Origin of the sequence: Acinetobacter radioresistens DSM 6976 = NBRC 102413 = CIP 103788, assembly GCF_006757745.1 — a bacterium.
Lineage (GTDB): Bacteria > Pseudomonadota > Gammaproteobacteria > Pseudomonadales > Moraxellaceae > Acinetobacter > Acinetobacter radioresistens.
In genome coordinates, this window is sequence record NZ_AP019740.1 from 433,886 (window position 1) to 453,045 (window position 19,160).

22 protein-coding genes and 1 pseudogene are annotated in these 19,160 nt (G+C 44.1%); 10 read left to right on the forward strand and 13 right to left on the reverse strand.

Features of this window, described 5'->3' with window-relative positions; genetic code table 11:
• Window positions 1-126 precede the first annotated feature (126 nt).
• The gene (locus ACRAD_RS02015) at window positions 127-1,575 is read right to left on the reverse strand and encodes a coniferyl aldehyde dehydrogenase (RefSeq protein ID WP_005023304.1); all 1,449 of its coding nucleotides are present in this window, start codon (window positions 1,573-1,575) and stop codon (window positions 127-129) included.
• Between the two features lie 115 nt (window positions 1,576-1,690).
• Here ACRAD_RS02015 and ACRAD_RS02020 point away from each other — a divergent pair, with 115 nt between their 5' ends.
• The 5 genes from ACRAD_RS02020 (at window position 1,691) to ACRAD_RS02040 (ending at window position 5,403) form a co-directional block, all read left to right on the forward strand.
• Window positions 1,691-2,377: a TetR/AcrR family transcriptional regulator gene (locus tag ACRAD_RS02020; protein ID WP_010699874.1), complete on the forward strand. Its 687-nt coding sequence runs from the start codon at window positions 1,691-1,693 to the stop codon at window positions 2,375-2,377.
• Window positions 2,378-2,472: 95 nt separating this feature from the next.
• Window positions 2,473-3,339: a formyltetrahydrofolate deformylase gene (purU, locus tag ACRAD_RS02025; protein ID WP_005404562.1), complete on the forward strand. Its 867-nt coding sequence runs from the start codon at window positions 2,473-2,475 to the stop codon at window positions 3,337-3,339.
• 213 nt (window positions 3,340-3,552) lie between these two features.
• Window positions 3,553-4,353 (forward strand): TonB family protein, encoded by an 801-nt coding sequence (locus ACRAD_RS02030; RefSeq protein ID WP_005023308.1) that lies wholly within the window; start codon window positions 3,553-3,555, stop codon window positions 4,351-4,353.
• Between the two features lie 19 nt (window positions 4,354-4,372).
• A complete protein-coding gene (locus ACRAD_RS02035) occupies window positions 4,373-4,999 on the forward strand; it encodes a MotA/TolQ/ExbB proton channel family protein (protein WP_005016640.1) in 627 nt (208 codons plus the stop codon).
• Window positions 4,999-5,403, forward strand: a complete 405-nt coding sequence (locus ACRAD_RS02040; RefSeq protein WP_005016638.1) for an ExbD/TolR family protein — start codon at window positions 4,999-5,001, stop codon at window positions 5,401-5,403. The genes ACRAD_RS02035 and ACRAD_RS02040 overlap by 1 nt, the downstream gene beginning before the upstream one ends.
• Before the next feature lie 53 nt (window positions 5,404-5,456).
• Here the strand turns inward: ACRAD_RS02040 and msrA are convergent, their stop codons facing one another.
• The 5 genes and pseudogenes from msrA to thyA all read right to left on the reverse strand — a co-directional run bounded on the left by msrA (window position 5,457) and on the right by thyA (window position 9,128).
• A complete protein-coding gene (gene msrA, locus ACRAD_RS02045) occupies window positions 5,457-5,981 on the reverse strand; it encodes a peptide-methionine (S)-S-oxide reductase MsrA (protein WP_005016635.1) in 525 nt (174 codons plus the stop codon).
• Between the two features lie 121 nt (window positions 5,982-6,102).
• Complete coding sequence (locus tag ACRAD_RS02050; protein WP_005023310.1) at window positions 6,103-6,573, reverse strand: META domain-containing protein; 471 nt, start codon at window positions 6,571-6,573, stop codon at window positions 6,103-6,105.
• A 119-nt stretch (window positions 6,574-6,692) separates the two neighbouring features.
• Window positions 6,693-7,749, reverse strand: a pseudogene (locus ACRAD_RS02055) (Lnb N-terminal periplasmic domain-containing protein).
• Window positions 7,750-7,776: 27 nt separating this feature from the next.
• Complete coding sequence (locus tag ACRAD_RS02060; RefSeq protein WP_005023315.1) at window positions 7,777-8,289, reverse strand: dihydrofolate reductase; 513 nt, start codon at window positions 8,287-8,289, stop codon at window positions 7,777-7,779.
• Entirely contained in the window at window positions 8,286-9,128 is an 843-nt protein-coding gene (gene thyA, locus ACRAD_RS02065; RefSeq protein WP_005023318.1) for a thymidylate synthase, read from the reverse strand. The genes ACRAD_RS02060 and thyA overlap by 4 nt, the downstream gene beginning before the upstream one ends.
• A 367-nt stretch (window positions 9,129-9,495) precedes the next feature.
• Between thyA and ACRAD_RS02070 the strand changes: the two genes are divergently transcribed.
• The 4 genes from ACRAD_RS02070 to ACRAD_RS02085 are packed head-to-tail and all read left to right on the forward strand — an operon-like array spanning window position 9,496 to window position 12,506.
• The gene (locus ACRAD_RS02070; RefSeq protein WP_005023320.1) at window positions 9,496-10,482 is read left to right on the forward strand and encodes an acyl-CoA/acyl-ACP dehydrogenase; all 987 of its coding nucleotides are present in this window, start codon (window positions 9,496-9,498) and stop codon (window positions 10,480-10,482) included.
• A complete protein-coding gene (locus tag ACRAD_RS02075) occupies window positions 10,470-11,249 on the forward strand; it encodes a PIG-L deacetylase family protein (RefSeq protein ID WP_005023323.1) in 780 nt (259 codons plus the stop codon). The genes ACRAD_RS02070 and ACRAD_RS02075 overlap by 13 nt, the downstream gene beginning before the upstream one ends.
• A complete protein-coding gene (locus tag ACRAD_RS02080) occupies window positions 11,242-11,838 on the forward strand; it encodes a class I SAM-dependent DNA methyltransferase (protein WP_005023325.1) in 597 nt (198 codons plus the stop codon). Before ACRAD_RS02075 ends, ACRAD_RS02080 begins: the two co-directional genes overlap by 8 nt.
• Window positions 11,835-12,506 carry a glycosyltransferase gene (locus ACRAD_RS02085; protein WP_005023329.1) on the forward strand — a complete coding sequence of 224 codons (672 nt, stop codon included), beginning with the start codon at window positions 11,835-11,837 and terminating at the stop codon, window positions 12,504-12,506. Before ACRAD_RS02080 ends, ACRAD_RS02085 begins: the two co-directional genes overlap by 4 nt.
• Window positions 12,507-12,554: 48 nt before the next feature.
• On the opposite strand, the gene ACRAD_RS02090 is transcribed toward ACRAD_RS02085, so the two are convergent.
• The 3 genes from ACRAD_RS02090 to lgt form a co-directional block, all read right to left on the reverse strand.
• A complete protein-coding gene (locus ACRAD_RS02090) occupies window positions 12,555-12,926 on the reverse strand; it encodes a hypothetical protein (RefSeq protein ID WP_005023331.1) in 372 nt (123 codons plus the stop codon).
• Window positions 12,926-13,312, reverse strand: a complete 387-nt coding sequence (locus ACRAD_RS02095; RefSeq protein WP_005016614.1) for a hypothetical protein — start codon at window positions 13,310-13,312, stop codon at window positions 12,926-12,928. The genes ACRAD_RS02090 and ACRAD_RS02095 overlap by 1 nt, the downstream gene beginning before the upstream one ends.
• Window positions 13,313-13,383: 71 nt before the next feature.
• A complete protein-coding gene (lgt, locus tag ACRAD_RS02100) occupies window positions 13,384-14,193 on the reverse strand; it encodes a prolipoprotein diacylglyceryl transferase (protein ID WP_005016611.1) in 810 nt (269 codons plus the stop codon).
• Window positions 14,194-14,287: 94 nt separating this feature from the next.
• Here lgt and ACRAD_RS02105 point away from each other — a divergent pair, with 94 nt between their 5' ends.
• Entirely contained in the window at window positions 14,288-15,073 is a 786-nt protein-coding gene (locus ACRAD_RS02105) for an NRDE family protein (protein ID WP_005023333.1), read from the forward strand.
• Between the two features lie 40 nt (window positions 15,074-15,113).
• Here the strand turns inward: ACRAD_RS02105 and ACRAD_RS02110 are convergent, their stop codons facing one another.
• From ACRAD_RS02110 to tatA, 4 genes are all read right to left on the reverse strand, one after another.
• Window positions 15,114-17,444: a PhoX family protein gene (locus ACRAD_RS02110; RefSeq protein WP_005023335.1), complete on the reverse strand. Its 2,331-nt coding sequence runs from the start codon at window positions 17,442-17,444 to the stop codon at window positions 15,114-15,116.
• A 157-nt stretch (window positions 17,445-17,601) separates the two neighbouring features.
• Window positions 17,602-18,384, reverse strand: coding sequence for a twin-arginine translocase subunit TatC (gene tatC, locus ACRAD_RS02115; protein ID WP_005023337.1), 783 nt, complete (start codon window positions 18,382-18,384; stop codon window positions 17,602-17,604).
• The gene (gene tatB, locus ACRAD_RS02120; RefSeq protein ID WP_005023338.1) at window positions 18,381-18,842 is read right to left on the reverse strand and encodes a Sec-independent protein translocase protein TatB; all 462 of its coding nucleotides are present in this window, start codon (window positions 18,840-18,842) and stop codon (window positions 18,381-18,383) included. The genes tatC and tatB overlap by 4 nt, the downstream gene beginning before the upstream one ends.
• Window positions 18,843-18,852: 10 nt before the next feature.
• Entirely contained in the window at window positions 18,853-19,077 is a 225-nt protein-coding gene (gene tatA, locus ACRAD_RS02125) for a twin-arginine translocase TatA/TatE family subunit (protein ID WP_005023341.1), read from the reverse strand.
• Window positions 19,078-19,160 lie beyond the last annotated feature (83 nt).

Sequence of the window (19,160 nt, forward strand, 5' to 3'; positions counted from 1 at the left end):
GGCCAGTCATAAAATAAACGGATGAATTCATTCAAGGGGCGTTTTATACCAAAAATCCGATTAAAAGACAAGCGAATTCGGTTAAAACACAGCATGATCTGGTGTGATAGATCATGCCTTGATCATTTAACGCAACAGTGTTTTTGAAATCAATTTGTAGAGCGGCTTGTTAAATGGTGGCAGAATAAATTTTAAGCTATAGAGCTTGGAATTTGACATCATTGAACGTTCATGCGACAAACTGAAGAAGCCTTCCGGTCCATGATATTTACCCATACCGGAGGCCCCGATCCCACCAAAAGGCAAGTCATCCTGAGCAACGTGAGTTAATACGGTATTCATACCAAAATGTCCGGAATGCGTACGCTGTGCGATATAATCAGCGCGTGCTGAATCATAGTCGAAATAGTATAACGCAAGTGGGCGTGGACGTTGATTAATAAACTCAATCACTTCATCAATCTGATCATATTCCATGATGGGTAGTACCGGCCCAAAAATTTCATTCTGCATGATTTGCATAAAACTGGTGACCCCAGTCACTAGGGTCGGTGCAATTTTATAGACATCTTCCAGCAGTTCATTTTTTGGATTAATTTCCACAATCTGCGCACCCTGTTCACGCGCATCATCTAAATAACTCTGTACCCGGCGGTATTGCTTGTCATTTACGATGGAGGTGTAATCTTGATTATTACGTAAATGAGGATACATAGTCGTGGCAATCGTACGGAATTCTGCTATAAATTCCTCTGTCTTACCTTTGGGTAGAAACATGTAGTCTGGTGCAACACAGGTCTGTCCAGCATTCCAGAGTTTGCCCACAGCGATCCGCTGTGCCAGATCTTTCATATTCATGGAAGGGTGTACTACCACTGGTGACTTGCCGCCCAGTTCTAAAATGACTGGTACCAGATTTTCAGCTGCTGCTGCCATTACAGTTTTACCTACTGCGGTTGAGCCAGTAAAAATAATCTTGTCAAAAGGCAGATGGCTAAAGGCATCTGAAATAGGGCCGCCTCCATTGACTACTGCGACCAGATCTTGCGGAAAAGCTTCTGCCAGAGCTCGTTCCAGAATCTGGCCAAAATTTGAAGACGCGCTGGAAATCTTGATCATGGCATGGTTGCCTGCTGCCAATGCGCAGATTAATGGGCCTATGGATAAAAGTAGGGGATAGTTCCAAGGCGCAATAATGCCGATCACGCCCATAGGCTGATATTGTACCCATGCCTTGGCAGGCTGATGAATCATGGCAACATGACGTTTAGATGGTTTCATCCACTGGCTTAAATGCTTGCTATAATATTTAATATGTTCAAGACAGGTCAGCAGCTCGCCAATTTTAGTTTCACCAATTGAACGGTTGTAATAATCATGATTGATTGCGTCTGCAAACTGGTCCTGATATTTTACCAGTACGCGTCTTAAACGGGACAGGCGGTCAATACGTTCTTTGGCCGAAGGTACCTGATGACGCTGATACGCCAATCTCTGATGTTCAAGCAAGTCTTGCATATGCTGAATATCAGGTGAATGTGGAGTCATTTGAGTTGTTTTTGTTTGACTATTCATGACACGCTACCATTAAATAAAATCTAATATTTAATTTTTTAGAGTAAATGCTCTAAATAGTCAAGTCACTTTATGTGTTAGTCCACTAACTTTTTGAAATAGATGGTTATTAAGAATGTCCCACTCCAAGACCATGAAAACTAAAGACCGGATTTTGCAGATCAGTTTGCAACTCTTTAATGAGCGTGGAGAGCGTTCTGTAACCACCAACCATATTGCAGCCGAATTGGGAATCAGTCCAGGTAACCTGTATTACCATTTTCGCAACAAGCAGGAAATTATTAAGGAACTGATGGAACAATACCAGAAAGAGACACTCGACATGCTGTCTCTGCCAGATGACCGTCAGTTGAATGCCAATGACAAGATTCGTTATTTTCAGGTTCTTAGCAGCCAGTTATGGGAATACCGCTTTTTGCATCGGGATGTTTATCATCTGGTCGAAAACAATGATGACTTTAGAAAGATGTATCCACGCTTTGCCGGCCAGGTCATGCAGCAGGGCCAGAGAATTTATCAGGCTTTTGTCGATGCAGGGCTAATGAAAATGACTGCTTCAGAAATTGAGGCACTCATTATTAACCTGTGGATTGTGTTGACCAACTGGACCAATTTCCTGTATATGTCTGGCCACATCAGTGACAGCAACCATCTTGAAGAAAAATGGGTATGGCAGGCGCTGCGCCAGATGGTCTTTCTGGAAGGGCCATACCTCATGGGAGAAAGTCGTGAGACTTATGAGCGTCTGCTTGAAACCTTCGGCTCTTCAGAACTGTTTGCCAGCCTGTCTTCAGCAAAATAGCATACAGCTTTTTTCATAACTATTCTGCCCGCCGTAAAAACGCGCTAGAATATGCGGCTTGTTTTTAATTTGACTTATAAGCGATATCAACCGACATGAACATGACCACTGCCAATACAGCACGACTCCTGATTACTTGTGAAGACAAGCCGGGCATTGTGCAGGCTGTATCGAGCTTTTTGTATCATCAGGGAGCAAATATTACCGCACTTGATCAATATGCAACTGAAGCGCAGGGCGGTCGATATTTCATGCGTGTTGAATTTGAACTTGAACATTTGCAGACCCGTAAGGAAACACTGATCCAGACCTTTGCTGTGAATGTAGCCCAGCGTTATGACATGCACTGGCGTCTGGCTTTTGTCAGTGATGTGAAAAAAGTGGGTATCTTAGTCTCTAAAGTCGACCATGCCTTGCTCGAGCTGCTATGGCGTCATGCCCGCGGAGCTCTGCCATGTGAAATTACCAAGGTGGTATCTAATCATGAGACTCTGCGTTCAGCAGTAGAGAACTTTGGTATTCCATTTGAAGTGGTGCCCGTCAATAAAGAAAACAAGCGTGAAGCTTATGCGAAGATTGATGAATTGATGCAGGGCAATGATCTGTTGGTACTGGCACGTTATATGCAGATCCTGGACGAAGAGTTTGTCAGCAAATGGGAGATGAAAATTATTAATATTCATCACTCGTTCCTGCCAGCATTTGTAGGAGCTAATCCATATCAGCAAGCTTATGACAAAGGTGTAAAACTGATTGGGGCTACAGCACATTATGTCACTGCTGATCTGGATCAGGGTCCGATAATTGAGCAGGATGTAGAACGGGTGAGCCATGACTTTACAGTAGAGCAGTTGCGTGAGCTTGGTCAGGATGTAGAGCGCCACGTACTGGCGCGAGCAGTGAGATGGCACCTTGAAGACCGTATTATTGTAGATGGCAACAAGACCGTTGTTTTTCAGTAAAACTAATTAAAGTCTGACTAAAAAAAGGCATATCTAGGGATATGCCTTTTTTTATTGCTGAATTAGAAAGTTGGTTAAAATAAATTAAATAACGGTTGCAAATGAAAACACTTCTCATTTATTATTGCGATACTTTCATTGTGCTAACCGATGAGCTTTATCTTCTTCTCCTGTTGTATTGAAGTAAAGCAATCTATTAGGTAACAGATTCTTATGAGTCATTCCTCCGTGTCCAGTATGCCCCCTTCTAACCCGATGAAAAAGAAAATTGTCGCAGCTTTAGCTGTGGTAATGGTCGGGCATATCGGTGTGCTTTGGGGTGTGAGCCATCTTAAAACTGCTGATCTTAAACCGATTGAAAAAGAACCTTTACAGGTCCGGTTTGTCAAGATCCAGCAGCCACCTGAACCTTTACCACCTAAACCAAAGGTTGAGCCAAAAAAAGCTGAACCTGCCAAGCCAAAAGAGGTTAAAGAAGTAAAAGTAGTTGAAAAACCTTTACCTCCGCCACCGAAAAAGGTTGAGAAGGTTCAGCAGGTGAAAAAAGCTGAAGCACCTAAACCTGTTGCGAAACCGGTAGAAATACCGCCAGTGCCTTCACCTGTAGCTACCACAACAGCTTCAGAAACTAAAATAGCTAAACCGGCATCCGCACCCGCTGCGCCACCTGCACCTGCTGCTGCACCACCGGCTCCGCCTTCGCCACCGTCTCCAAAAACTGTTTCAATTGGTGGAGCAGGAGTACAGTGGAGCCGTTCACCAAAACCGTCTTATAGTAATAAAGACTTGCAGGGTGAAACCCGGGTAATTGTGGTGCATATCGAGGCAGATGAAAAAGGTTCTATTATTAAAGAGCGGACCCGTATTACCAAATCAAGTGGGATTAGTGCACTCGATGAAAAGATTTTACGCGCAGTGCGTAGTGCAAAATTCAAACCGTATAAAGAAAATGGTGTAGCTTATCCGATCCGGGCCGAGCAGCCATTTGAATTAACATTGAATCCTAACGGCTAACATTTTCAGGAGTTCGAGTATGAACTTTTCAGTTTATTGGCAACATGCGGATGCAGTCAGCAAAACACTGTATTTCGTGCTCTTGGCAATGTCGATTGCGACATGGACCATCTTTATTTTACGTCTGATGGGTACCCGCCAACTTAAACAGCAAGCTTATGCTCAACTCTCGCAGGCTTTGGCTAAACTTAAAACCAAACTGGCACCACTCGGTTTTGAGCAGCGTAAAGCAGTCGCTGAACAGGCTCTACTGCGCCAGATTTCTGCAGAGAAAGCTTCTGCAGAAAAAGGTGTGGCAGTCTTGGGGACTATTGCTTCTATTGCACCATTTGTTGGCTTGTTCGGTACAGTATGGGGAATCTTTCATGCCCTGGTGGCCGTAGGTAAGAGTGGCCAGGCCGGTCTTGCTCAGGTTGCAACACCAGTAGGTGAGGCCTTGATCATGACAGGACTTGGTTTGGCCGTAGCGATTCCTGCAGTACTGGCTTATAACATTGCAGTACGTTTCAATCGTGGACTTGCTCATGACCTGCAAGATCAGGCACATAGCTTGCTGATTGATACTATGTTACAGCAGGACAGTAATGTATCTAAAACAGAAGTAAATAATGCTGCACAGCAGCAATATGCTGGAGGTCAGGCTTAATGGCTTTTCAATTGGGTGAAGATAACGATGCTGGCATGAATGAGATGAATCTCATTCCGCTCATCGATATTATGCTGGTTTTGATGATCATCTTTCTGGTGACAGCGACCGTTGCCAACCCATCAATTCCATTAAATCTGCCACAAACTACAGCAGAAATTATCGATCCGCCGCCTGAGGCGATTACAATCAGTATCAATGCCCAGAATCAGGTGGCATGGAATGATCAGATGATCAGTCTTCAAGAGCTTGAAACCCGGTTTGCAGAAGCCGGACAGGCTGAACGTAAACCCACAGTTCAGCTAAGAGCAGATAAAGACTCACGGTATGACACTGTAGCGCAGGTAATGTCTCGTGCGAGCGAAGCCGGGCTCAGCGATATTGCTTTCGTTAGTGATAATTAAAATAAAAACGTTAAAAAAGCGGCCAGTATAGCCGCTTTTTTTATAGATGTTTTTTATTCAGATTTGAGTAAATCCTGGAATTTATTTCTCAACTTTAACAGTTTTGGAGGAATCATAAAGTTACAGTAGCCTTGGGAAGGGTTTTTGGCAAAAAAATTCTGATGATACTCTTCAGCCTCATAAAAAGTAGGTACCGGACTCAGTTCTGTCACAATATCTAAACCCTCAGCTTTGAGCGCATTAATCATCTGCTGTGCCTGTTGCTGCTGTTCTTCATCAAAATAATAAATCACTGAGCGGTACTGTGTGCCAATGTCATTGCCTTGACGGTTTAACGTAGTTGGGTCATGAGTGGCAAAAAATACTTCAAGTAGCTGCTGATAGCTGATCTGCTGTTCATCAAACTCTACCAGAATGACTTCGGCATGATGTGTCTGTCCGCTACATACAGCTTCATAATCCGGATTCTCAGTATGACCGCCTGCATAGCCACTGACGACTTTTTCTACACCTTTGAGTTGCAGAAAAACTGCTTCAACACACCAGAAACAGCCGCCTCCAAATAATGCCTGTTGCATAGTCTTATCCTGTTGAATAGATTTCCTCCACTATAATAAATTTTCATAGAGCTACAATAGAGCTTGTGTGCAACAGACGTAAAAAAGCCCGTCTAAACGGGCAAATCAATCTATTCAATTCTTAGCGTAGTCGGGCTGGACTGCTAAGCTGCATTACTACATTGCCATGACGGTCGAGTAACTTTAAGGTTTTATGATAGACCTGATAAGCGCTTACTTTAGCGAGAGCCTCGTTATAAGCTGCAGCAACCTGCTGGTTACTCGGATTTAAACAAGCCATACGGGTGGATGCCATCTGGCCAAAAACCAGTCCTTTATTGGTAAGCTGATAGCTACCCATAATCCGGTTGCAGCCATCAGTGCCGCTAAAACGTTGTGTGGCTGATTCAAGCATCAGGCTTGGGAGAGTCTGGACAGCTTGGCTAGTTTTAACAATCTCGGTATTGCCGATATATGTTACGGTCCAGTTGCGATCCAATAATTGTGCTTGAACAACGTCGACAGTAGTATTGCCTTGATCAGGCATATTCGTACATGCAGTAAATAGAACCGAACTGCCTATCACGCTCGCCATTAAAATCTGTTTAAACATTTTAGCGTTCTCATCATTTATTATGTTATTGACATTAAAGTAAAAACATAACGCAAAATTTAGCTTCAATATGTAGCTTTAGGTGTATTTTCTAAATAAAATGAGTAAAGTCTCACTTTTTAAGGCTGAGGTGAGGGTAAACCCTGACGCATCAGTTGAGAGAACTGTTGAATCTTTTCAGGATTCTGACTGATCTGTTCAGTGCGCGGGTTAATATGTGCATGCTGATACCATTCCTGAATGCTCCATTGATGATCTAGAGCATACAGATCATACAAATACTCTGGTAAATAGCCCGAAGCCAGCAGCCGATAATCTTTGGGTAACTGATACGGGTTAATTGCCTGAACCATATCAAAAATGATGGTAGTACAATTACTGGTCAGAGTGTTATACCACTGCGGTTCTGCCCGCAGTTCATCTGCCGTCTTTAAATATTCTAAAAAAAGAGCCTTACGTTCCGAGGCACTCATCCTGATGGGAAAAAAATATACCTGTTGATGACGAATATTACTACGAGTATAGATAATATCCTGCTCATCCGAGGCCACCAAGCTCAGTTCGTACTGTCTAAAAAAACCGCCAATCGCTGAAAACTCTTCATTTCTTTCTTTACGAATTTCAATAGAAAAGGTAAGGGGCTCCTGATTGGCAAAATCAAAACTGACCAGGGTATGAGCAATTTGTGGACCCATCCAGTAAGAGGTGATGATATTAATTCCGGTAATCTGGTTTAAATCAAAATGCCGGGTTTCCCAGCGCTCATGGACTTTACCGTCTGCTTCCCAAGCAAAGTTACGGACATTATGTAAGGTTACTTGATCACCCTGACGCTCGTATTCAAGAAGTCGGGAAACTTCCGGGTTCCAGTCGCGGTCTTGCCGGGCATCCAGTCCTATATACCAAGACAGGGCACCCATAAAACACAAAATATAGATGATACTGTTTATACGGCGGCTAAAAAAATGCTGGCTGGCATAAATACCAAGCACACTAAGTGCAAAAGCGATCCAGCTTCCGATCAGAATCCGGGTAACCAGCCAGCTAACAGGTTCCTGAACCCAGAGTGCCAGACATAACCAGATAGATGAAAGAATAACAAACAAGCTAAAGATAAAATGCAGTAACCCTTTGCCTAAAGCAATAAAAAAAATCACGTTTTCCAATATTGTGCATAAGTGATCAAGTCAGTCTGAGTCCCTTCTATTTCTGATAGGTTGCAAACTCAAACTCAATTCCGCTTTTGTCATCTTTTTGTGGTGTACTTTGAATCCTTTTAAAAAATTCAGGAATTTCAGGATAATAAGCTTCACCCTGCACATTTAGTTTAACATGAGTAAGCTCCAGACGGTCAGCTATCTCCAGCGTCTGTCTAAAGATTTCTCCACCCCCAATGATGAATAAACTCTCAGGTTTTTCACTGGTTTTCACATCAGTGATGGCCTGTTCTAGAGCATCCTCGATGCTATGTGCAACCTTGGTACCTTCAAACGACCAGTCTGGATCACGGGTAATTACCCAGTTGACCCGTTTAGGTAGAGCACGTCCCATGGATTCCAGGGTCTTGCGGCCCATGATTACTACACCGCCCTGAGTAATCTCTTTAAAATGCTTGAGGTCAGCTGGAATGTGCCAAGGCAGATCATTATTTTTGCCAATACAGCGCTGCTGGTCCATCGCAACTACATGTACAACTTCTAAGCCTTGAAAACTCATACAGCCACCGGTGCCTTGATTGCAGGATGCGAGTGATAATTTATAATGTCAATATCTTCAAATTTAAAGTCAAAAATACTTTTTACTTCTGGATTCAGTTTTAACTGACACAGTTCTAGCGGATCACGGCCCAGCTGTAATCTGGCTTGCTCAAAATGGTTGGCATACAGGTGTGTATCACCCCCGGTCCAGACAAAATCACCAACTTGAAGGTCACAGACTTGAGCAATCATATGAGTGAGCAGGGCATAACTCGCAATATTGAAGGGTACACCCAGGAATACATCGGCACTGCGCTGGTAAAGCTGGCAAGACAATTTGCCATTTTGTACAAAAAACTGAAACAGGGTATGGCAAGGTGGCAATGCAACCTGGCTGGCTTCTTTAGGATTCCAGCCAGAAACGATGAGCCGGCGTGAATTCGGATTGGTTCTGATCTCATTAATTAGCCAGGAAATCTGGTCAAACCCGTTTTGCTGATAACTGCCATCTTCATTCTGGGTCGCACCAAAGTTACGCCATTGATGTCCATAGACTGGTCCCAGTTCTCCGGCAGGACGCCCAAAGCGGGCAGTTTGTTCAGCTGTTGCCCATTCATCCCAGATTGTTACTTTGTTATCCTGTAAATATTTCACATTGGTATCGCCTTTTAAAAACCATAACAGTTCAACGACGATAGAGCGAAAATGGACCTTTTTTGTGGTTAAAAGTGGAAAGCCTTTAGAGAGGTCAAAGCGCATCTGATGACCAAATACAGAACGAGTACCTGTTCCGGTACGATCACCTTTATCACCACCATGTTCAAGGATATGTTGTAAAAGGTCTAGATATTGGCGCATGGTTCTCTCACTAGGAAGGGCCTAAGAAAATCGAAGGGCTTAAGAAGATCAGAGATAAGTATCAGCTGACCGTACATATTAGCTTTTTTTAGCCTGACTGAAAACCGCTACATTAAAAGACGAGGTTCATCATGGTTTTATTTTCCAACCACGTTCCTGAATATCAACAGAACCGGATATAAAAATAATTACTGAGTAAGTTACTTTTAATAATATTTTTTTACAGAACCTGACTGAATGAAAGGTATAAGACCTCTATGAGTATCAAGTTATTCAATGTTATAAGTTTTTAATTATAAAAAATTCATCATAATCATTGAGCTCGCTGTGTTCTTTTTAAAGTAATACAGCTATATCTGGGAGTTTTATGACCACCCTGAATATCATATTGACCAAGTTTGAGCAGGATTCTTCTCATCTTTCAGACAGTTTGATCACGACATTTAAGCAACTTTGCAATTTGAGTAGCGAAATTCCTCATCCTGCAAGCGGCCAGACGTATGAACGCTGGAAAGTTCTGGCAAAAGTCGCGGCAACTAACCTGAATCTGGTGAAATGGTTTGAATCCCATCTGGATGCTTTGAGTATTTTGCATGAGCTTGGTTACAGCAAGGTGCCTGCGGGAGTCTATGCTGTCTGGGCTGCAGAGGGTGGCATACAACCACTTTATTACCAAAATGGGCAATGTTCAGGTAATAAGTACTGGTGTTCGGGTGCGGGGCTGGTCGATTATGGACTCATGACCTATCGGGATACACAGAATAATTCACAGCTGTTAATTGTTGACATGCACCAGCCAGATATTTGCATCGACCATAGTGGATGGAATGCTATAGGAATGGCTTATACCCAGACTGCAAAAATCAGTTTTAATAAAGTTGTTGCACAAACGGTAGGGCAGCCCGGACAATATCTAGACCGATCAGGATTCTGGCATGGTGCTGCTGGTGTGGCAGCTTGCTGGTATGGTGCGGCTACCCGTCTGGCCCATACATTACAACAGGCCTGTCAGGAGAAACCCAATACTTTTCGGCTAATGTATCTAGGTGAAGTAAATAGTGCGTTAGCTACCACCCGTGAATATTTCAAATATGTAGCAGCACAAATTGATCAGCATCCTACGCAAAGTCACGAGCTGATTATTCGGATGTTGCGTATTCAGACTGAGCAGACTGCACAAAAGGTTCTGGACTTGGTTGGTAAGGCATTGGGAGCACGACCTTTCTGTGAAAATACCATGTTTGCCCAAATGGCAGCAGATTTACCGGTTTTTTTAAGGCAAAGCCATGCGGCTTTTGATCTGGAACAGATTGGTGAGCGTTCGGTTATGGAGGACACTGCATGGATGTTATAAATAGTCCGGTAGGAGACCGCCTGATTTATGGAAATGGCACGACCAAACGGGCTTGGCAGCAATGGAGCGGGTTACAGTCATTACAGACGCTTGTCCCTGAGCAAGCCTTTCCGGCAGGGCAACGTATACTGATTATAGCGCCGCATCCAGACGATGAAATTTTAGGATGTGCTGGCCTGATACAGCAGCTTAGTACACTGGAACGTGAAATTCTGCTGGTGGCTGTGACTAATGGTACACAAAGCCATCCGGACTCACAGCTTTATACACCACAGCAGCTGGATCAGCTGCGGCCTCAAGAGAGCCTGAATGCGCTTAAAGTATTAGGCGTGCAGAATCGGGTAAACCGGATTGCACTGCAGCTGACAGATGGTGAAGTGACTGCTGAGCAGCAAAAGTTGTATGCTGCTCTAAAAGAGCTGGTCAGACCTGATGATATTCTGGTGTGTACATTTGCAAAGGATGGTCATCCTGATCATGAAGCAACTGGTCAAACTGTACAGCGGCTGGCAGATCAACAGCAGCTTAGCTGTTATCAAGTCCTGATCTGGTCATGGCACTGGGCCAGGCCACAGGACAACCGTATTCCCTGGAAATCTGCCTGCAAGCTGGAACTGACAGCCGCACAGCTCAGGCTCAAGAAACAGGCGATTCAGTGCTTTAAAAGCCAGCTTGAAACAGACCCAAGTACCGGACAGGCACCTATTTTATCTTCACATACGGTAGAGCGAATCTTGATGCCCTGCGAGGTTTATATACATGCCTGAACAGGATTACTTTGATACACTCTATCATTATAATGATGACCCATGGGGTTATACCCAGCGCTGGTATGAACAGCGCAAACGGCAGATTTGTCTGGCCTTGCTACCCCGGCAAAGGTACGGACGCATATTGGAACTTGGCTGTGCCAATGGGGTTTTTAGTCAAGAGCTGGCCAGCCGCTGTGACGAACTGCTTGGTTTGGATGCAAACAGCAAAGCAGTCGAGTTGGCCCGGCAGCGCTTAAAAGGACAGCTACATATTGATATACAGCAGAAACGGATTCCCCAGCAGTGTCCTGAAGAAAAATTTGATCTCATCGTGATTAGCGAGATTGCTTACTATTTAAATGAGAATGAACTGTTACAGCTGATTGAATGGGTACAACGGAGTTTAAATGACACCGGTACTTTGCTGTGCTGTCACTGGCGTTACCCAATTGACGGGTTTAGTTTAAACGGGAATTTAGTCCATCAGCTGTTAAAGCAGCACCTGAAACTTTATCATTATCTTGGGTTAGATGATCCGGATTTTCTGGTCGACCTCTGGACTACAGAGTCTGGTAGCTTGGCACATCAGGAGGGACTAACATGATTGGCATTGTCATTCCTGCCCATAATGAGGAAGAGCATCTGTCTGACTGCCTGCTGGCCATTCAACAGGCTGTAGATGAACTGCCGGCTTCCGTTCAGGTAAGAGTTTTGGTGGTGCTAGATAGTTGTACCGATCAGTCTCTGAAACTGGTACAACGTGCAGGTATAAACTACTTGCAGTGTGCAGTGCGCTGTGTAGGCCATGCCCGTGATCTGGGTGTTCGCACTCTCATTGCTACAGGTGCCCGCTGGATTGCCTGCACTGATGCAGATTCGAAAGTAGACCGCTTCTGGCTTAAGCAGCAGCTATTGCATCAGCCTGCTGATGTAATCTGTGGCGTGGTTGAGGTAGATAGCTGGCAACATCTGTCGTCACTTACCCGGCAGCGCTATCTGCAGCATTATTGTGATGATATGGATCATCGACATATTCATGGCGCCAACTTGAGTTTTAGTGCCGAGGCCTATATCAAGTCTGGCGGGTTTGGAGCACTAACCTGTCATGAGGATGTAGGTCTGGTGAAAAGAATGTTAAACCTGCAATACAAGGTGATATGGAGTAACCGGGTAAGGGTCATGACCAGTAGCCGCTTAATAGCCCGTACACCTCAAGGTTTTTCGACTTTTCTAAAACAGCTTGAAACTACAGCTTATTGTCCTGAAACCTGAAATGCCTATAGTTCAAATATAAATCTAGCGTTTTGGTTGGAGAAAAATTTATTTAAAGCGTTTGGCGCGGTTTTCATAGATCGATACGATAAATAGTCCTAATGCAGTAAACCCTAGCACCTGTAATCCTAAAATCATTTTATGTTCATCAGGCAATACATAAAGCAAAATAAGAAAAACAGCCAAAGGTACGCTATAGAGCAAAATAGAAAGGCCATTTTTATAAATATTATCTTGTCTTATTTTAAGATTCAGCTGCCTGAGTAGATGTATTGATATGCCCAAACCAAGACTAAATCCTGTCAATACAGCCGACAACGCCTGCACAGTAGAACACAGGTAAATCATGGCACAGGTCATAATACAAACTATCAGCTTAACCTGACGGGTGCAGCGTGCCGAATACCAAAAATCAAGCATTACATACTCTCTTCTGGATTTTTGTTTTTATGTAGAAGGGATAAAGGCGAGAACAGACAAACGGCCAGTGCCATAAAACCAATTCCCTGTGCACCTGGCAGTAAAATTTCGCCCTCTTTCATATTCATAAAAATCAGGGCAAGCAATAATGCTATGGGAATCCAGGTTAACAGACGATAGAGCAAGCCAGCGGGCTGCCCGGCTGCAAAGTGCATTTTGCAGTAACGGCAGATTAAAAAAATGATACCTGTGCCCGAAAACATTAAAATAGCGTCTAATGCCAACGGCTGCATCCCATACAGCACAGCAGTAATTATTGCAATAGATACAAAGATCAGCAATTTACGTGTGATGGAAACTTTAGGATCAAACCAGAACTCAAGCATAGTCTTTTGAAATCAAGCAGAACAGCTCAGAACTTTAGCATAAAAAAGAGGAGCAATTGCTCCTCTATGTATCAGGTATTTTTCTGTGGACCCCAGTCATAAATTTTTCTGTGGTAGGCGTACCACATCATCCACAGACCAATCAGTATCATTGGCAGGGTCAGGAACTGGCCTTTACTCATCCAGCCAATAAAGAGCTGGCCATTGTCCGGTTCACGGAAGAACTCAACCACAAAGCGTGCAATACCATAACCGATCAGGAACAGCGCTGAAACTGCCATACGTGGACGTGGCTTGGAACTAAACCACCACAACACGATAAACAGAATCAGGCCTTCGCCTAAAGCTTGATAAAGCTGGGATGGGTGACGTACCAGATTATCTACATGCGGAAAAACCATTCCGAAGGGATAGTCTGGATTGATAACTGGACGACCCCAAAGCTCACCACCGATAAAGTTTCCGATGCGGCCAAACATCAAACCAGTGGGGACACATGGCGCAATAAAGTCCAGTGTCTGGAACCAGGTTTTCTGATATTTACGGCACCAGAGCAGCATTGCTAGCATAACCCCCAGAAAACCGCCATGGAAACTCATGCCCCCGGTCCAGACCTCGAATAACCAGAGCGGGTTGGCTAGGAACTGATCAAATCCGTAAAAGAACACATAACCCAGCCGTCCACCGATCACAACACCAAGTGCGCCGTAGAAAACCAGATCAGATACCATATCGGTGGTCCAGCCTACACGCTGTTTAACCCGGTAGCTGGCCAGTCCCCAAGCAAACAAGAAGGCCAATAAATACATCAGCCCATACCAGTGAACTTTTAAAGGACCCAGTGCCAGCGCGACTGGGTCAATACTCGGATAGGTCAGCATTACAGCTCCTTTATGTATTCGTTTTGCACAGATTCTAGCGGAATGTTCCTAAAAATGTTGTACATTCAATGTGTAAAGATCATGAGAGATGCCTATGTGTATTGTGGCTTTAGCCTGGCAAGTGTTAGATCGTATGCCATTATGCCTGATTTCTAACCGGGATGAGTTTTATCAGCGACCTACGCAAGTCTTGAATCACTGGGAGAACAGTCCGGTTATAGCTGGCAAAGATTTACAATCTGGTGGTACGTGGATGGGTATTACAGCATCTGGACGTTGGGCAGTGATCACCAATTTTCGTGATGGCACAGACCGGCAGCATTATCCGACCTCGCGTGGTCATTTAGTGCAGGCCTTTTTGGAATCTGAGCAGAAACCCATTCGCTTTGCTCAAATGCTTGAGAAACAACAGCAGGAATATGCTGGTTTTAACCTGGTGATAGGAGATCAAACGCAGGCAGTATATATGAGTAACCGAGGTGAGGCTCCTCAGGTGCTGGCCAGTGGCGTATACGTAATTTCTAACGGGCTCATGAGCGACTCCTGGCAAAAGACCTTGCATTTACGAAAGCGCTTTACCCAGGAATTTTTACCTATGCTCCAGCGTCCTGTTGCTGAGCACATACTGGAGTCAGCTGTCTGGGATATTTTAGAAGATGAGCGCAAGGTAGATCAGAATGCCCTGCCAGAGACGGGTATCAGTCAGGATATGGAACTGCTACTTTCTTCTACTTTTATTCAAAGCCCGATGTACGGAACCCGGTGTTCAAATTTTTTAAGGTTGTACCATCATGCATGGAATTGGCTGGAAAAGACTCAGCAAGGAGAGCAGAGCGGGCAGATTGTGCAGCAGCGGATTTCTCTGACTCAACAAAAATAAATATGCCGGTCAATAGGCCGGCATATTCATAAAAAGAGGATTAACCCGCAATTGCGCCGCCGTCTTTACGGGTAATTACGACAGTTGCCGAACGTGGGCGGGCTGTAGTGTTATTCCGGTCAGTTTGGGTTGCCGGCCAGTGACTTGCAGGAGTTACATAGCTGGCAGAGTCTTCGCCCGGATGCTGCACATTAATGAAAATAGCTTTGTAATCAGGGGTCATGGCAATCCCGGTAATTTCACACTGTTTTGGCCCTACCAGGAAACGGCGCAGGGTTGAGTCTGTTACTTTTGCACCCATTAATGTCTGCTGTCCGCTTGAAGTAGTTGCGGTAGTACCATCACCAATCTGACCTGGCAAAGCAGCAAGCATCATACAGTTTGTGACATCGGTATAAGCTCCATCATCTGTTTGAATCCAGAGCACACCACGCGGGTCAAACCACATTCCGTCTGGTGAAGACAGGTCATTGTTATCAGTCAGACCAGACAGGTTAATATTTGATGCCATAGAGGCTTCGGCACCAAACAGATAAATATCCCACTTGAAGGTTTCAGCTGTAGTTTTATCATCGGTTTCTTTAAAACGGATAATATGACCATTTACGTTGCCACTTTGAGTTTTTTTGTCTTTAAGGTCATCATAATTACGCGGGTTAGCTGCATCTGTCGGGTAACTGGTTCCCCGATTCGAGTTGTTGGTCAGGGTAACGTAGATTTCACCATTTACCGGATTAACGGTCGCCCATTCCGGACGGTCCATTTTTGTTGCGCCGACAGCATCCCCCGCTAAACGGGCAAATGTCACCACATCGGCTTGAGAGGTGAAGGGATAAGTACTGCTACTTTCATTCAGACCATTTTTACCATAGCTTAGTTCAATCCACTGGCCTGAACCATCACTGTTAAACTTGGCAACATACAGTTTTCCTGAGTTCATGTATTTATCGCCAGCAGTATAGCCGCGGTTTACATCTTTCGGGTCCCATACTGCACTCGAGACAAATTTATAGATGTATTCGCCTTTAGAGTCGTCACCCATATAAAATGCCAAAGGTTGGCCCGCTACTGCACGGCAGGCACTGTCTTCATGTGCAAAACGGCCTAAAGAAGTACGTTTAACCGGTCTCTGACCGCCATCAAACGGGTCAATCTCGACCATCCAGCCAAAAGTATTGGGTCCGTTACGATAGTCCTGAGTAGGCTGATCCGCTTTTACATCAGCATTCCAGCGGTCATATAGATCCTGTGACTCAACCTGTCCAATGACAGTTTCCCAAGCATAGCGTGAGCTTGCGCCCAAATAGACTGGTCGACCCTGATCATCAATATTTGGTATTAAATTACCATTTGAATCTTTTCTATAAACAATTTTGCCATCTTCACCCTTTTTAGGAGCGCCCTGCTCATCCAGCTCATAAAGATAAGGTTCGTCTTTTTTTAGTCCCAGACCATAACGTTTTAATGCGATTTTCTCGGCATTTGTACGTTGGTACTCGTCATGTCCTGAACGCTGGAAATAGCCAATAAAGTTTTCTTCGGTAGTTAAATAAGTACCCCAAGGTGTATAGCCATTGCCACAGTTGTTATGTGTACCACGTGTTTGACGTCCGGCAGGTGAAAAACGTGTAGCAAGCAGACTGGAACCTGCAGCAGCACCGGCAAAATCCATTTCTGTTGAGGCAGTAATACGGCGGTTAAAAACAGAGTTTTTAACAATTTCTACTTTTTGAGTTGCCGGGTCCTTTTTAATATGGACTACAGATACGCCGTGCGCATTGGTTTCACGAATAACTTCATCCTCAGGACGGCGTCCTTCAACCTTGGTTGGACCTTTAGGATGAAGGAAGGTCTGGTTGATGTATTCATGGTTCATTACCAGCAAACCTTGTGCTGAGACCGTATCATCAAAGCGGTCTGTAGCGCTGTTTAAACCAAAGAAATGCATACCATCATGGCAGTCACCAGAACGGAACTGGAAGCTTGGACCAGGTGGAATATCATTATCATTCCAGTCCCCAAGCATTGGATTAATTGGGTCTCCCAACGCATAGATTACAGTAGCTTGATAGCCTTCAGGTACAGTCACAATGTCATCCAGATTTTTAGCCACTGGAGTAAATGAAAGTTTGCTAGGCTTCTGGTTAGGGTCATTCGGAGTAACTGGTGCTGTTCCGCTATTACTATTGTCGTCATCATCATTACAGCCAGTCAGTGTAGAAGCCAGCGCCAAGGCAACTGCTCCACTTGCTGTCTTGGTAATGAGACTGCGGCGCGTCATGCGTTGCTCTAAAATGTCACGGAAATGGATATTAGATGAAGTATTATTATCAAGTTCTTGATCTTCATGATATGGCGTCAGCTGCGTCATGTTTTTTCCTAAATACAAGTAAGGTGTTGTTAAGTTGTAATTAAATTAGGTGATAAATATGACGGGACCTTGACGGTTAAGTGACATTCAGGTGAAGAAAATAAGACAGTATGATGAAAAAAGCAGACCGAAGTCTGCTGAAATAAAGTTGAAGATCTTAGACTGCTCTACGCCTTTCAATGAGTTTTCCAAAGAAAAGTCCAGCTTCGAAAAGTAGCCACATTGGAATAGCCAGCATAACCATGGAAATTGCATCTGGTGGAGTAACAAACATGGCGATAAAAAAACACCCGACAATGATAAAACGTCTTTTCTCGACCAGTTGTTGTGTAGATACAACCCCAATCAAAATCAGAAGCAAAGTAATAATCGGAATTTCAAAAGTCAGTCCAAATACCAGAAACAGTTTTAAACAGAAAGCTAGGTAACTATTAATGTCTGTCATCGGTGCCACTGTTTCAGGTGACACACTCATGAAGAAATGCAGAATTGAAGGCAGGGCAACAAAATAGGCAAATGCAATGCCGGCATAAAACAAGCTGATACTTCCTACCAATAAGGGCAGGGCTAAGGATTTTTCTTTTTCATATAGCGCCGGTTTTACAAATGTCCAGAGCTGATAAATGATAAAGGGCATGGCAATCATGAGGGCGATAAAGAAATTCAGCTTGAAGGGCGCCATGAACGTCGCGGTTACATCGGTCGCAATCATGGTTGACGAGCTGGGTAACTGGGCCCTTAGTGGTTCTGAAAGTAGCTGATAAGTCCGGTTTGCAAAAGGCAGCAGACAAAAAAATAGAGCAATTAGAATAGCAACAATTTTAAAAAGATGACGGCGCAAAATCATTAAGTGCCGGGTAATGGGCATCTCTTCAAGTTGGGTTTGTGACTGCTCATTTAATATTGGGCCTGGGAGCTGTGAAGGAGAAAGTTGACTCATACAGCCACCTTGAGTTCAGGATAAGAAGACTGTACAGGGCTTTCTGGCTGTTCAGTAATTTGGCAAAAGCAGGCCGGCCGTTCTGGTTGACGAGTCAGGACCAGAGACGGGGCTTGCTCAATAAAAAAGTACTGCGTGGATAAATTTTTATTATGAGTATTTGCATGTTCTTGTAGAGCGTTATCTGCAAAGTTTTTGTGTTGTTGTAGTTCATGCATCTGGGCTTGCATTTTCTGTTCCAGCTCTTGAATACGGGCCATTTCCTGCTGCATCTGCTCACGGAGTTCTGAAAGGCGCAATTCACGGTCCAGATCAGCCTGTACATTACTGACCATACGTTTGATCTTGCCATACCACCTGCCAGCAAAGCGTGCTGCCTCTGGTAACTTTTCCGGCCCAAGCACCAATAAAGCAATGATGCCAAAAGCCAGCAGCTCAGTCATACCAATATTGAGCATGAAAAATACCCTAGTGTTTTACGGTTGAATTTGTGTCAGCACTAACATTCTGGTGTTCAATAGTGCGCGGTTCCTGAAGGGCTACAGTTTGCTGCTCATCTTCGCGAATAGATTTTTTAAAGTCTTTAACTACACCACCTACATCTTTACCTAAATTTTTAAGTTTTGACGTGCCGAACAGCAAGATAACGACAATTGCAAAAATGACCACATGCCAAATAGATAGTCCAGCCATAGAAAATTCTCCTGTTTTAACTAGAAGATATCTCAACAGGTCTGTATGACAGCCTTGTGACTTATATATTGCAGTTTAAAGAC